The organism is Crassaminicella profunda (assembly GCF_019884785.1).
Lineage (GTDB): Bacteria > Bacillota > Clostridia > Peptostreptococcales > Thermotaleaceae > Crassaminicella > Crassaminicella profunda.
This window is the reverse complement of the sequence record NZ_CP082326.1, coordinates 3,616,540-3,630,732: the sequence shown is the minus strand read 5'-3', so window position 1 is coordinate 3,630,732 and position 14,193 is coordinate 3,616,540. Positions and strand designations below refer to the sequence as shown.

Here is a 14,193-nt window from a genome sequence, read left to right as displayed (position 1 = left end):
TAAATAGGAAAAGTTTTGACATATTATTTTCTAAATATTATAATATCAATGAACCAATTATATAATCAAAAACGAGGACGAGAAGAGTAGATATGGGAAAAAGTTGAAGCGAGTCGGTGGTGGTGAAAGATCGATACAGGACCTATATTGAAGAACATCTCTGAGTTTCTAACCGAAATCTTTTATGAAAGTAGGCTTAGACGGCTAAAACCGTTATCTATTGAAAAGTATTTTGTACTGATGAGTTGGCCATTTGGCAATCAGGGTGGTACCGCGAAATTTAGCCTTTCGTCCCTTTGTAGGATGAGAGGTTTTTTTGATTGAGGAGGAGGAAGAATATGAAAACAACATCTATTAAAGAAATTTATAGACAAACAGAAAAACATGAAGATCAAATAATCACTATTGCAGGTTGGGTGAGAACCCTTAGAGCATCAAAGGCTTTTGGTTTTATTGAAGTGAATGATGGAAGCTTTTTTAAAAACATTCAAGTAGTTTTTGAAGAAAATCTAGATAACTTTAAGGAACTTTCAAAGCTTACAATTAGTTCTTCTATTATTGTAGAAGGAAAGTTAGTACTTACACCAGGCGCAAAGCAACCATTTGAAATCAAAGCAACAAAAATTGAGGTGGAGGGAGCAGCTGATCGAGATTATCCTCTTCAGAAAAAGAGACATACTCTTGAATATCTAAGAACGATTGCTCATTTAAGACCAAGAAGTAATACTTTCTCAGCTGTGTTTAGAATTCGTTCTATTGCAGCCTATGCAATTCATAAATTTTTCCAAGAAAGAGGATTTGTTTATACCCATACACCAATCATCACAGGAAGTGACTGTGAAGGTGCAGGAGAAATGTTTAGAGTATCTACATTAAATCTAGAAAATATTCCTAAAAATGAGGAAGGAAAGATAGATTTTAAGGAAGATTTCTTTGGAAAAGAAACAAACTTAACAGTAAGTGGACAACTAGAAGCAGAAAGTTATGCATTAGCTTTTAGAAATGTATATACCTTTGGGCCAACATTTAGATCAGAAAATTCAAATACTGCAAGACATGCTGCAGAGTTTTGGATGATTGAGCCTGAGATCGCTTTTGCAGATCTTGAGGATGATATGGAATTAGCAGAAGATATGATTAAATATGTTATTAATTATGTATTAGAAAATGCACCAGAAGAAATGGAGTTTTTCAACAAGTTCATTGATAAAGGATTATTAGAGAGACTTGATAATATTGTTAGTTCTGATTTTGGAAGAGTTACTTATACAGAAGCTGTTGAAGTACTAAAAAAAGCTAAGGTGAAATTTGAATATCCTGTAGAATGGGGCTGTGACCTTCAAACAGAACATGAAAGATACTTAACAGAAAAAGTATATAAAAAGCCTGTATTTGTAACAGATTATCCAAAAGATATTAAAGCTTTCTATATGAGAATGAATGAAGATGGTAAAACTGTAGCAGCCACTGATTTATTAGTTCCAGGAGTAGGTGAAATTATTGGTGGAAGCCAAAGGGAAGAAAGAATAGATGTATTAGAAGCGAGAATGGATGAGATGAATCTTAGCAAAGAAGATTACTGGTGGTATTTAGAGCTTAGAAGATTTGGCGGAACGAAGCATGCTGGATTTGGACTAGGATTTGAAAGATTGATTATGTATATGACAGGAATGGGTAATATAAGAGACGTTATTCCTTTCCCAAGAACAGTGAAATCTGCTGAATTTTAAGAAAAAATAAATAAGAAGGGGTGGGAGATATGCTGATAGATTCTATCAAAACAGGAATCAAAAAAGGAATAGAAACCACTTGGATGCTCGGAAAAATTATTATTCCTGTGTATATTTTCATAACCATTTTAAAGCATACACCAGTTCTTGACTGGATAGCTTACGTATTTAAGCCTCTTATGGGGTTGTTTCATTTACCAGGAGAAGCTGCCATTGTATTGGTTTTAGGAAATACTTTGAATCTATATGCAGCATTAGGAGCCATTAAGGCTATATCCTTAACCCCTATGCAAATAACTACCATAGGGATTATGCTTTCCTTTTCCCATTCTTTATTTGTTGAAACAGCAGTTGTCAAAAAATTAGACGCAAATATTGGAAAAGTCATTGCCTTAAGAGCAGGCTTAGCTGTTATCGTAGGAATGATTGTAGGACAGGTAGGTGCATTATTATGATGGATATTTTGAAAGAAGGATTAATAGGAAGCTTATCGTCCGTATATTCTATAGCTCTTATAGTTATTCCATTAATGATTGTCCTGCAGATTGCAAAAGATTATCATGTTTTAAATAAACTATCACAACATTTTAAAGGATTGACAAAATTATTGGGTGTATCTAAAGATGCAATTCTTCCCTTATTAGTAGGGGTTATCTTTGGCATATCTTATGGAGCTGGTGTGATTATTCAAAGTTCTAAGGAAGGGGATTTGACAAAGAAGGATTTGATTTTGTTAGTAGCTTTTTTGGTTACTTGTCATGCAGTTTTTGAAGATACACTATTGTTTGTTGCTGTAGGTGCAAATGGATATGTTTTATTAGGAGTAAGGCTTTTAATGGCTGTAGGTATAACCTATTTTCTGTCAAAGAGAATCAATTTAAATGATTTATCTGAATTAGATAAAAATAAGGATCTCATATGAGATCCTTGATTTTTTTGTGAGTCAATCTACTGAGCAGGTGGTGTAAAGGTTCTTTGTGCAAGTTCTGCATCTAACATGTAAAGAGCGTTGCTGTTATCACTGATTCGTTCAAGTTTTTTGATGATACTACCAAAAGTAGATTCTTCTTCCACTTGTTCATCGATAAACCATTTTAAGAAGCTGATGGTAGCGTGTTCTCTTTCTTCCATGCTTAGGTCTGTTAATTTATAAATTCTCTCCGTTACTAATTTTTCATGTTCTAAGCCTTTCTTGAAGGCGTCTAACATAGAAGTATACTCATTTTGTGGTTCATCAAGGGCAGACATAGTTACTCTTCCTCCCATTTCAACTACGTAATCAAAAAATTTCATTGCATGAAATTTTTCTTCTTCAGCTTGCACTTTAAAAAAGTTTGCAAAACCATCCAAATCCTCATGAGCACAAAAAGCTGCCATAGCTAAATAAATATTTGCAGAATAAAACTCATAGTTAATTTGGTCATTTAATGCTTGCATTAATTTTTCACTAATCATAAAAAAGCCTCCTCTTTTTATCATCATGTTTATTTATTACCACCTAAATAGATTTTTTAAACAATAATTCATTCAAAAAATAAAAAACTTTCCTAATTAGTATGAATCAATTTTTAAGTTTATATAATTAAGTTTAAAAATCTAACATGCTGATGAAAATAAAAAAGAATATGTTTTTCTTGACATAAAACATGAAAAATGGCACTATGAAGATATTCAGCATAAAGGAGGCTATCTAATGAAATTTTCATTTAATCACAATAATATTAATGTTTTAGATTTAGAAAAAAGTATTGCTTTTTATAAGCAAGCACTAGGACTAGTGGAAACTAGAAGAAAAGTAGCTGAAGATGGGAGTTTTATTCTTGTATTCTTAGGAGATGAAATGACTCCTCATAGATTAGAATTAACTTGGTTAAGAGATTGGGAAAAACCTTATAATTTAGGAGATAATGAGTTTCATTTAGCGTTCACTACGGATGACTATGAAAAGGCCTATGAATTACATAAAGAAATGGGATGTATTTGCTATGAAAATAAAAAAATGGGCCTTTATTTTATCAATGATCCTGATGGCTATTGGATTGAAATATTACCTGAAAAAAGATAAATTGCTATAACTATAATGTGGAATAGATATGTTTAGGAATCATTAAAGTTAAAAGCTCGTGCAAAGAGGATAAGCACGAGTTTTTTTAGTATAAATATATGTAAATAACTATCAATATATGCTAAAATATGTATAAAAAGTGCGGAAAAGGAATGAACCAACAATGAAAATAAAATCAGCTTTGATGAAAATAATAGGAAATATTGAAGAATTTTCTCTAGAATATCGTATTTTATACATTTTAAGTTTACTTTCAGCTTTATTGATGATCATATTAGTTCCTATCAATTATGCTCAAAATATGGAACCTATTCATATAATGGCTTTGGCTGTGGGTGCAATTATAGCTACCATTGTATTCTTTCTACTTAAATATAGAAAGATTCAATGTAAATTAATTTATTCAATTATTGTTTTATGTATTTTGACAGTTTTTTGGTTTACCAATGGAGGTTCCTATGGAAGTATTCCCTACTATTTTACATATAGTTTGACTGTTTCTTTGATTATATTAAGAGGCAAAAAAAGAAAATTTATTTTTTTTATGAATATATTTGTGATAAGTGTGTTAATCATTGCTGAGTATTATTATCCTCACAATATCATATATTATCAATCATTGAAAGACAGGTATATAGATCTTTTTACAGGGGTGCTTATTTGCTTATTGATATTGGGTATTATTGTAAAAATCGTTATTGATAATTTTGATTTAGAAAGAAAAAAAGTTGTTCAAAAAACCGTAGAGCTAAAAAATAAAAATATAGAATTAGAAGAGAGTAATCAACTATTAAGCAAAAAAAACGTACAAATCATCAGTCATCAAAATGAATTGATGAGGGCGTTAAAAGAGTTAAAGGAAAGTGAGAAAAAATTTCGATCTTTTTTTCAAACGGCTATTGATATGATTTATGTGTTAGATCAAAATGGAATTATTTTAGAAATGAATGATTCAGCTAAAGGAACCTTGGGGTATTCTGAAAGAGAAATGTGTCATAAATCATTGGCTCAGTTTTTAACTGCATACTCAAAAAAAACATTTTATAAGGAACTTTCAATTCTTTTAAATAAGGGTTCTAAGCGTTGTGAAATGCAGTTTATATCCAAAACAAATGAAGTAATTACGGTAGATTGTTCAAGTTCTGTGATTTATGATGAGAGCGGAGATCCTAAATATATTGTGGTTTTTCAAAGAGATATCAGTAAGTTAAAAAAGAATGCAGAAGAAATAAAATATTTAGCTTATCATGATATGGTTACCAATTTGCCAAATAGAAGGCTTGGAAAAGATATATTACAATTTGCTATTCGTAATGCTTTAAAAAAAGAGAATATGGTAGGGGTTATGTTTGTAGATTTAGATAGATTTAAGTACATCAATGATTCTTTAGGGCATGGAACTGGAGATACTCTTTTAAAATATGTTGGAAAAAGATTTAAGGAATGTGTTCGAGAAGATGATTCGGTTGTTCGCTTGGGTGGAGATGAATTTATGATTATATTGAATAACGTAAATGCATCTAATAATGTTTGGAAGATAGCAGATAGAATGATTAAAACTTTTTCAAAACCCTTTTATTTAAAAGAAAAGGAAATACATATTACTTGTAGTATTGGGATTGCCATGTTTCCTGAACATGGGAAAAATGTAGATAATTTACTAAAAAATGCAGATATGGCTATGTACCAAGCTAAAGAGAGTGGAAGAAATAATTTTAAATTTTTTGATAATATATTAAATAATAAAGTTGATGAAGAAATTGAAATTAAAGAAGGAATTATAAAAGCCATAAAGAAGAGAGAGTTTACTTTATATTATCAACCTAAAATTCATATAAATTCAAGTGAAATTGTAGGATGGGAGGCATTAGTAAGGTGGAATCATCCAACAATGGGATTTATTTCTCCAGCTAAATTTATACCTATTGCTGAACAATCTGGATTAATAAAAAATATAGATAGATTAGTATTAGAAATGGCTTGCAAACAAATTAAGGAATTAGTAGATAAAGGAATAAATCCTAAAAGTGTTGCTATTAATATATCTCCTAACCAATTCAACGATAGTACATTTATTGATACCCTCGATTTAATCATAGATGAGTCAGGAATTGATCCAACTTTACTCAATTTAGAGATTACAGAAACGGCTGCTATGCAAGATACTTATTATGCACAGATGATTTTTGATCAAATTAAGAAAAGAGGGATTAGTTTATCATTAGATGATTTTGGAACAGGATATTCTTCGTTAAACTATTTAAAATCATTTCCTATAGATGTATTGAAAATTGATAAATCATTTGTAGATGAGATTTGTTCCGATCAGGTAAATAAAGCTATTATCTTAGCAACCATTACTATGGCTAAAGCCCTAAATATAATAGTGGTTGCAGAGGGGGTAGAAATTAAAGAACAATTGGAACTTTTGAAGAGAGCTGGATGTAAAGAATATCAAGGATATTTATTTAGTAAACCAGTACCTATAGAAAAAATGGAGAAGATGCTTGTAAAACAAGTACAATAATTCAGCAAGATGAACTCGCTGAATTATTGTTGTTTTTGGCGATTTTCAATTATATATGTCGAATATTGAAGGCGATATATGATAATATTAAATTATGGAATCATGGAATTATGTATAGTATACCAATTATTAGAGGAGTATTCTTTCGAAATTATATGTATTTAATTTGTAGGAGGTTTATCAAAATGAAAAAGTATTTATTAGATAATCTCATTATTCAATTAGGTTCTATATCAAGGATTGCTGCAATAGAAAATGCTAATCGAACAGAACAAGCAATTAAAAACTTAATAGATATGATAAGATACAAATTTGGCAGGCAAGAACAAATACTTAGATTAAAAGATGAAATAGAAGCAGCAAATAATTTTATAGAAATTTTTAAAATTAGATTTGGAGATATATTACAGTATGATATGGATATAGAAGAAAGTTGTCTTGATCTGTATATTCCACACTACACTATAATGACTTTTGTTGAAAATTGCATATATCATGCTTTTGAAAACAAAGAAGGTATAAAAAAAATTACAAGTCGTATATATAAGTTAAATCATCAGTTAGTAATAAAAATTCATGATAATGGAATAGGTTGTTATTCTAATGAATATGTAGAGGATAAAACATGTAATAAGGAGTATGGAACGATTACATCTACTTTTGACCGATTATGTAATTATTATAAAGTACAAGACATTCTAAAAATTAAGAGTTCAGAACGGAAAGGGACTTTAGTAGTAATAAACTTGCCATTATTACAATAAGACAAAATCGTGTATCCTAAGGAGGTCATATTCTATGATCAAAGATATAAAAAGTAGATGGTATAAGGTTTCTATTAAAAACAAATTATTAATATTTTTTACAACGGTTATTGTGTGTGTGAGTTGGATAAGCTTTTATTCCAATAATGAAGCTTATAAATTTGTAGAACAATTTAAGGATAATTTAAATAGTCATTTTACCATTAATAAATTATTTGTACAGCTTCAAGAAAATACACAAGTTATCAAAAATTATTTGAAAAATATGAAAAAAGAGGATTTGGAAAAATACAAAGAAAGCGTGAATTCAATTAATACTACATTAGAGCAGGTAGAGAAAAACTCAAAAGGGATGAAAATGAATGCATTAATTAGAGCTATTAAAAACTCACTTATTTCATATTATAGGGAATGTGATATAGCAATTAGTATTAGAAAAGATATGTATAATGAACAAAATTATTATGAACATGTTTATAAAGCTGTTTCTATAAGTACATATATACAAAATTATGTTCATCAATTGTTATATGTTAGTTTGAGTGAAAGTAGTTTATTTTATAATGAACTAGCTAACAAAGTAAAAATCATGAGGATTATTACCTTTAGCATCATTATTTTAATTTTTTTGTTATGCATGGCATTTGGCATTATATTTTCGAATCTCTTATTAGCACCAATTAAAAAATTAGCCCAAGCCTCCATTGAAATATCAGAAGGAAATTTAAATGTTAAAAAAATATGGGTAAAGTCAACAGATGAATTAGGGATATTAGCAAATTCATTTAATAAAATGAGTGCAAATCTTAGAACGTTAGTGAATGATTTAAGAACAAAATCTATTGTAGAAAATAAACTGCATGAAGAAGAACTGAAAAATCTGAAAATGCAGCAATTATTAAAAGAAGCAAAGTTTGTAGCATTACAATCACAAATCAATCCTCATTTTCTTTTTAATACATTAAATACCATTTCTAGAACAAGTATGTTTGAAGAAGCTGGTATTACTACAAAATTAATACAATCCCTGTCTAATCTTCTTAGATATAGTCTAGGGAATCATACAAAAGAGGTACCCCTATCAAAGGAATTAAATATTATAAAAGAGTATTTATACATACAACAATATCGCTTCAAAGATAGAATAAAGTTTGATATTAAGTGTAACATGGATATAGATCATATTTATATACCATGTTTTACATTACAACCTCTCGTTGAAAATGCAATTATCCATGGAATTGAACCAAAAGAAAAGGGTGGAAAAGTACGTATAAAAATAATGAAGAAAAATAATAAGGTTTTTATTAAAATTATTGATAATGGATTAGGGATTTCAAAAGAAAGATTACAGCATATATTTAATCATAAAGAAATGAATTCAAAAGGGCATACAACAATGATTGGCATTAAAAATGTAATGAACAGATTAAATATCTACTTTAACGATGAAGATAGTTTTAAAATAAAAAGTAAATTGAGGTTAGGAACAGTAGTGGTCATATCATTTGTTGAGAAAAAGAAGGAGGGAGAATAAGGTGTATAGATTAATGATTGTAGATGATGAGTTAATAGAAAGACAAGCACTTCAATTTATTATTACTAAAAATAAATTAAGAATAGCAGAGATTCAAGAAGCTGAAAATGGACGAGAGGCAATAAATAAAGCTAGCAAATTTCTTCCGCATATTATATTAATGGATATTAAAATGCCAGGAATTAATGGAATAGAAGCTTCAAAGATTATAAAGCAGTCACAACCGGATTGTAAGATTATTTTTTTAACAGCTTTTGATTACTTCGAATATGCTAAAGATGCAATCAAAGTGGGGGTGGAGGATTTTATTATAAAGCCATCTACCAATGAACAAATTATTGAAGTACTCAATAAAGTGATTTCTCATTTGGACAAGGAATATATTGAAAAAACTCATGAAAAAGAGTTTCGTGATAAACTAGAGCAGATGACAAAGTGTTTACAAGATGATTTAGTGTCGTCCCTAGTATTAGGTTATACGGATGAAAAGTATATTATGGAGTATTTTTCAATTTTGGACATTCATTTTAAAAGTGGTGTTGCTGTTGCCATAACCATTCAAAATACTTTTGATGATATGGAGAATCGTTTTTTTCAAGATAGTATGATGAAAAGAAGATGTATACAGAAACTGAAGGATTGTTTACGAAAATATGGTTTATATAGTTTTATAAATGATGTGAATAATATAATATATATTTTGCTAATTGGTGCAAAAGAGAAAGAACTTGAAAAGAAAGAAAAGAATATTCAAAGAATATTCAAAGAAATTTATAAAGTTATAGAAGAACAGCTATATGTAAAGATTCATATAGGAATAGGAAATCAATTTCATTCAATTAATAAGATGAATAAATCTTTTTTACAAGCTAAAATAGCCTGTAAAAAAGCAGAACATCTTATGGATGTATGTAGTTTTAATGAAATAAAATATGACAAAAAATATTTTAAATATCCTTTTGAAAAGGAGAAAATATTGTGCGAAAAGATCATTCAGTGCGAAGAAAAAGAAGTGGCCATGATAATTGATGAGATCATAGATTTGTTTGTGCAGTTTTTTGATTCAATGAAAGAGATTCATCAAAAAAGTTATGAATTTTTAATTAGTATAAATAAAAGTATAGTACAAGAAACAAATGATGAGTATGATAGTATGATAAATTTTCTTGATGATTTTCAATATATTGAAAGTGTTCCTGAAATTAAAAATTATATGAAAGAAAATTTAAAAAGCATTATGGAGAAAATTAGTCAATCTAAAATGGATAGAATTGGATGTCTTATTGAGCGTTCGTGTGAATATATTGAAGAAAATTATATGAAAGATATTACTTTAGAGGATATGGCTAACAAGATTGGATTTAGTTCTTATTATTTTAGTAAATTGTTTAAAATTTATAAGAAAATGAATTTTATAGATTATCTTACTAGTGTAAGAGTAAAAAAAGCGAAAAGCTTTTTAAAAGAACCCAATAAAAGTATTAAGGAAATAAGTAATCTTGTAGGATACAGTAATTCAAATTATTTTACAAGAGTATTTAAGAGAATAGAAAAAGTAACTCCTACAGAATATAGGAACAAAATAATGCTATTAGGACAATAATATGACATAATTGTTCTAATTTTTTTTATTTTTATAAAGAGAACAAAATGTGGATTTGAATAACAATATAATTTAATGAATTAAAATTTTAAATCTTATAAAATGTATATGTAAGAATTAAATAAAATTTAGGAGGGGAAAACGTGTTCAAAAAATTAATATCAGTATTAGTTAGTATATTATTAGTAGGAGCTTTATTTACAGGATGTGGTCAGAATACTGCAAAGGAAGAAGATGCATCACAAAAAACGGAAGAACAAAGTGAACAAGTATCACAAGAACAGCCTAAGGATCAAATTGTATTAAGATTTGCAGAAAGTCATGTGGATGATTATCCGACAACAAAAGCAGATAAAGAATTTGCAAGATTAGTAGAGGAAAGAACAAATGGAAGAATAAAAGTTGAAGTTTATCCAGGGAATCAACTTGGAGAAGAAAAAGCTACAATTGAACAAGTACAGTTTGGGGGAATAGATTTTACAAGAGTAAGTTTGTCACCTCTTACAAATTTCTCACCAAAATTAAATGTATTAACATTACCATATCTTTATAGAGATTCAGAGCATATGTGGAAGGTTCTTAATGGAGAAATTGGACAAGAATTTCTTGATAGCTTAGGAGATTCAGGGTTTACAGGATTATGTTTTTATGAATCTGGAGCAAGAAGTTTTTATAATGCAAAAAGAGAAATAAAAACAATTGAAGATTTAAAAGGATTAAAAATTAGAACTATGGAGAGTAAGCTTATGGTAAGTCTTCTTTCTTCTTTAGGCGTGTCACCTACTCCAATGCCACATGGTGAAACTTATAGTGCACTACAGACTGGTGTTATCGATGGAGCTGAAAATAATATTCCAACTTATGAATCATCAAGTCAATATGAAGTTGCAAAATATTATACTGTAGATGAACATACAAGAGTACCAGATATTGTAGTAGCTAGTAAAATGACAATGGATAAGCTTTCTAAAGAAGATCAGGAGATTATTAAACAAGCAGCAAAAGATTCTATAAAATTACAAAGAAAATTATGGAATCAAAAAGTAAAAGAATCAGAAGAAAAGGTTGTAGCTGCTGGATGTAAAATTACAAAATTGGATCCTGTGGAAAAAGAAAAGTTTGTAGAATTAGTACAACCTATATATGATGAATTTGCGGCAGATTACAAAGACATTGTTCAGAAAATAAAAGATGTAAAATAAGAACATGTTCATAACATTCAAGTCGAATTTTTATTCGACTTGAATATTATATAACTTAAAGGAGATGGATATGAAAAAAATGAATATGATAAAAACTGTATTTGACTATATTCATTATATTTTAGCCAACTTTGCCAAAGTATTGATTATTTTGATGACGGTACTCATTAGCATACAAGTGTTTTGTAGATATGTATTAGGTTTTAGTATTGTATGGTCTGAAGAAATAGCACTACTAATGATGGTATGGTTTGGATTTATCAGTTTAGCTATAGGCGTTCAGAAAAAGCTTCATATAAGCATTGAATTTTTTATGCGGTTTTTTCCTAGTAAATGGGAAAAAGTAATCATTAAGTTTGGGGATAGTGTAGTTCTTTTTTTTGGAATCATTATGTTCATATATGGTATAAAATTAGTAAAATACGGTATGCTGTCAACTCTTCCAGCTACGGGTTTGCCAAATGGAGGATTATATGGAGTTTTAATTGTTTCTGCTTTATTAATTATTTATGATTCATTTAGTAATTTATTAGGACTTAAAAAAATTGGAGAGGAGAATTAGAGTGCCAGATTTAAATTTTGCAATTTTTCTTCTAATAGGTTCTTTTATTTTATTTTTAGTTTTAAGGGTACCTATAACATTTGCATTAGGTGTATCTTCTATTATTACTGCTATTTATCTAAAAATACCTCTTATGTCAATCTTACAACAAATGGTTAAAGGGATACAATCTTTTTCTCTTATGGCAATTCCATTTTTTATTTTAGCAGGAGAAATTATGGGAGAAGGAGGAATATCAAGAAGACTTATTGAGTTTTCTAATGTATTGATTGGAAGGGTAAGAGGTGGTCTTGCACAGGTAAATATTCTTGCGAGTATGTTTTTTGGAGGAATTTCAGGGTCTGCTGTTGCAGATACATCATCTATTGGTGCTATACTTATACCTATGATGAAAAAGAATGGCTATGATGCAGATTATTCTGTAGGTGTTACTGTAACAAGTGCTTGTCAAGGGGTAATTATTCCTCCAAGTCATAATATGATTATTTATTCTTTAGCAGCAGGAGGCGTTTCAGTAGGAAAATTATTTTTAGGTGGATTTGTGCCAGGTGTATTATTAGGAGTAGGATTGATGATTGTCAGTTATATTATAGCTGTGAAAAGAGGATATAAAAAGGGAAAAAAAATATCTTTTAAGGAAGGAATAAAAATTGCTAAAGATGCATTGCTTGGAATTATGACAGCAGTGATTATTATTGGAGGAGTACTTTCAGGAGTATTTACAGCTACTGAATCTGCAGCAATTGCATGTATATATGCTTTTGTTATCACTTTTTTTGTTTATCGAGAAATACCAATTACTAGAATGAATAAGATCTTATATAACTCATTAAAAACATTATCTCTAGTGTTAAGCTTAATTGCAACAGCACAAGCTTTTGGTTGGCTTTTAGCCTACCTTAGAGTACCTGCATTAGCAACAAATGCTCTTTTAACAATGACAAATAATAAATATATGTTATTATTATTCTTAAATGTGTTATTATTGTTATTAGGATGTATTATGGACATGGCCCCATTAATTCTTATTACAACACCTATATTACTACCTGTAGTAACTAAATTAGGAATGCATCCTGTACACTTTGGTATTATGTTGATTCTTAATCTTGCTATAGGTTTGTGTACACCACCAGTAGGTTCTGCATTATTTGTAGGATGTGCTGTAGGTGAGATATCAATTGAAAAAATTACAAAATCAATGCTCCCATTTTATCTAATCATGGTTGTTGTATTAATATTAGTAACATTTATTCCTAATATAGTCATGTATGTTCCAAATACATTTATGAATTAAAAATATTTTTTTAAAAGTACAAGCAAAAGATATATAATCGATGAAGAAAGGATTGATTTTATGAAATTTCAACAAAAAGATGGATTTAAGCCAGGCTATAATGATATCGTTGATATTGATGGAGAGTATAAAGATTATTTAATGGATTTTGGAATTTTAAGATTAGAAAAAGGACAAGAAGAAGTAAGCAAAGAAGAAAAAGAGAGAGCTTTTTTACTAATTAAAGGAGAAGTTACTTTTGAATGGGAAGGAAATAAAGAAACCATCAAAAGAGAATCTTTTATAGAGAACAATCCTTGGTGCTTACATGTGCCAAAGGATGTAGAAGTTAAGATTACTGGTGTGGCAGACGATACAGAAATATCTGTTCATAAAACTAGAAATGATATTGTTTTTCCATCTAAATTATATACAGAAAATGATTGTAGGATAGAAGTTAGAGGAAAAGGATTAATGAATGAAGTAGGGACTAGAATTGTAAAAACTATTCTAGATAAATCCATATCAGCAGATTCCAACTTAGTATTAGGAGAAGATGTACATTATCCAGGTAAATGGTCAGGATTCCCATCTCATTATCATGCACAACCTGAAATTTATTTTTATAAATTTTATCCTGAAAATGGATTTGGCTTATTAAAGCTTGGAGAAGAGGGAGAACTATTAGAGCATAATGATACTGTTATGATAGAATCTAATCTTGTGCATCCTCAAGTAGCAGCCCCTGGATATGCTATGTATTATATTTGGGTGATTAGACATTTAGAAAATAACCCTTACATAAAGCCAATTGTTGTAGATCAGCATAAATGGTTAGAGGATCCAAAGGCTAAAATATGGCCTGAAAAATAGAAATATAAAGATATATTTTTTTTAGATAAAAAGGAGTTTGATTAAAAAGGAGCA

At 29.1% G+C, this 14,193-nt stretch carries 13 protein-coding genes and 1 other annotated feature; of the genes, 12 read left to right on the top strand and 1 reads right to left on the bottom strand.

What is annotated here, in order from left to right:
* Positions 1–65 precede the first annotated feature (65 nt).
* Positions 66–299: a binding site (T-box leader), on the top strand.
* Positions 300–338: 39 nt separating this feature from the next.
* The 3 genes from asnS to K7H06_RS16815 are packed head-to-tail and all read left to right on the top strand — an operon-like array spanning position 339 to position 2,652.
* Positions 339–1,730, top strand: a complete 1,392-nt coding sequence (gene asnS, locus K7H06_RS16825) for an asparagine--tRNA ligase (protein WP_223037186.1) — start codon at positions 339–341, stop codon at positions 1,728–1,730.
* Between the two features lie 29 nt (positions 1,731–1,759).
* Positions 1,760–2,185 (top strand): nucleoside recognition domain-containing protein, encoded by a 426-nt coding sequence (locus K7H06_RS16820; RefSeq protein ID WP_223037185.1) that lies wholly within the window; start codon positions 1,760–1,762, stop codon positions 2,183–2,185.
* Positions 2,182–2,652, top strand: a complete 471-nt coding sequence (locus tag K7H06_RS16815; protein WP_223037184.1) for a nucleoside recognition domain-containing protein — start codon at positions 2,182–2,184, stop codon at positions 2,650–2,652. Before K7H06_RS16820 ends, K7H06_RS16815 begins: the two co-directional genes overlap by 4 nt.
* Before the next feature lie 26 nt (positions 2,653–2,678).
* Here K7H06_RS16815 and K7H06_RS16810 read toward each other — a convergent pair whose 3' ends face one another.
* Positions 2,679–3,185 carry a ferritin gene (locus tag K7H06_RS16810; RefSeq protein ID WP_223040061.1) on the bottom strand — a complete coding sequence of 169 codons (507 nt, stop codon included), beginning with the start codon at positions 3,183–3,185 and terminating at the stop codon, positions 2,679–2,681.
* A 238-nt stretch (positions 3,186–3,423) separates the two neighbouring features.
* Here K7H06_RS16810 and K7H06_RS16805 point away from each other — a divergent pair, with 238 nt between their 5' ends.
* From K7H06_RS16805 to K7H06_RS16765, 9 genes are all read left to right on the top strand, one after another.
* Positions 3,424–3,795: a VOC family protein gene (locus K7H06_RS16805; RefSeq protein WP_223037183.1), complete on the top strand. Its 372-nt coding sequence runs from the start codon at positions 3,424–3,426 to the stop codon at positions 3,793–3,795.
* A 163-nt stretch (positions 3,796–3,958) separates the two neighbouring features.
* The gene (locus K7H06_RS16800) at positions 3,959–6,322 is read left to right on the top strand and encodes a sensor domain-containing protein (protein ID WP_223037182.1); all 2,364 of its coding nucleotides are present in this window, start codon (positions 3,959–3,961) and stop codon (positions 6,320–6,322) included.
* Positions 6,323–6,507: 185 nt separating this feature from the next.
* Positions 6,508–7,086 (top strand): sensor histidine kinase, encoded by a 579-nt coding sequence (locus K7H06_RS16795; protein ID WP_223037181.1) that lies wholly within the window; start codon positions 6,508–6,510, stop codon positions 7,084–7,086.
* A 34-nt stretch (positions 7,087–7,120) separates the two neighbouring features.
* The gene (locus tag K7H06_RS16790) at positions 7,121–8,623 is read left to right on the top strand and encodes a sensor histidine kinase (protein ID WP_223037180.1); all 1,503 of its coding nucleotides are present in this window, start codon (positions 7,121–7,123) and stop codon (positions 8,621–8,623) included.
* Position 8,624: 1 nt separating this feature from the next.
* Positions 8,625–10,226 carry a response regulator transcription factor gene (locus K7H06_RS16785; RefSeq protein WP_223037179.1) on the top strand — a complete coding sequence of 534 codons (1,602 nt, stop codon included), beginning with the start codon at positions 8,625–8,627 and terminating at the stop codon, positions 10,224–10,226.
* A gap of 143 nt (positions 10,227–10,369) precedes the next feature.
* Positions 10,370–11,428 (top strand): TRAP transporter substrate-binding protein, encoded by a 1,059-nt coding sequence (locus K7H06_RS16780; RefSeq protein ID WP_223037178.1) that lies wholly within the window; start codon positions 10,370–10,372, stop codon positions 11,426–11,428.
* 70 nt (positions 11,429–11,498) lie between these two features.
* Complete coding sequence (locus K7H06_RS16775; RefSeq protein ID WP_223037177.1) at positions 11,499–11,990, top strand: TRAP transporter small permease; 492 nt, start codon at positions 11,499–11,501, stop codon at positions 11,988–11,990.
* A gap of 1 nt (position 11,991) precedes the next feature.
* On the top strand, positions 11,992–13,287 hold the full coding sequence (locus K7H06_RS16770; protein ID WP_223037176.1) for a TRAP transporter large permease: 1,296 nt from the start codon (positions 11,992–11,994) through the stop codon (positions 13,285–13,287).
* A 60-nt stretch (positions 13,288–13,347) separates the two neighbouring features.
* Positions 13,348–14,139 carry a 5-deoxy-glucuronate isomerase gene (locus K7H06_RS16765; RefSeq protein WP_223037175.1) on the top strand — a complete coding sequence of 264 codons (792 nt, stop codon included), beginning with the start codon at positions 13,348–13,350 and terminating at the stop codon, positions 14,137–14,139.
* Positions 14,140–14,193: the final 54 nt, after the last annotated feature.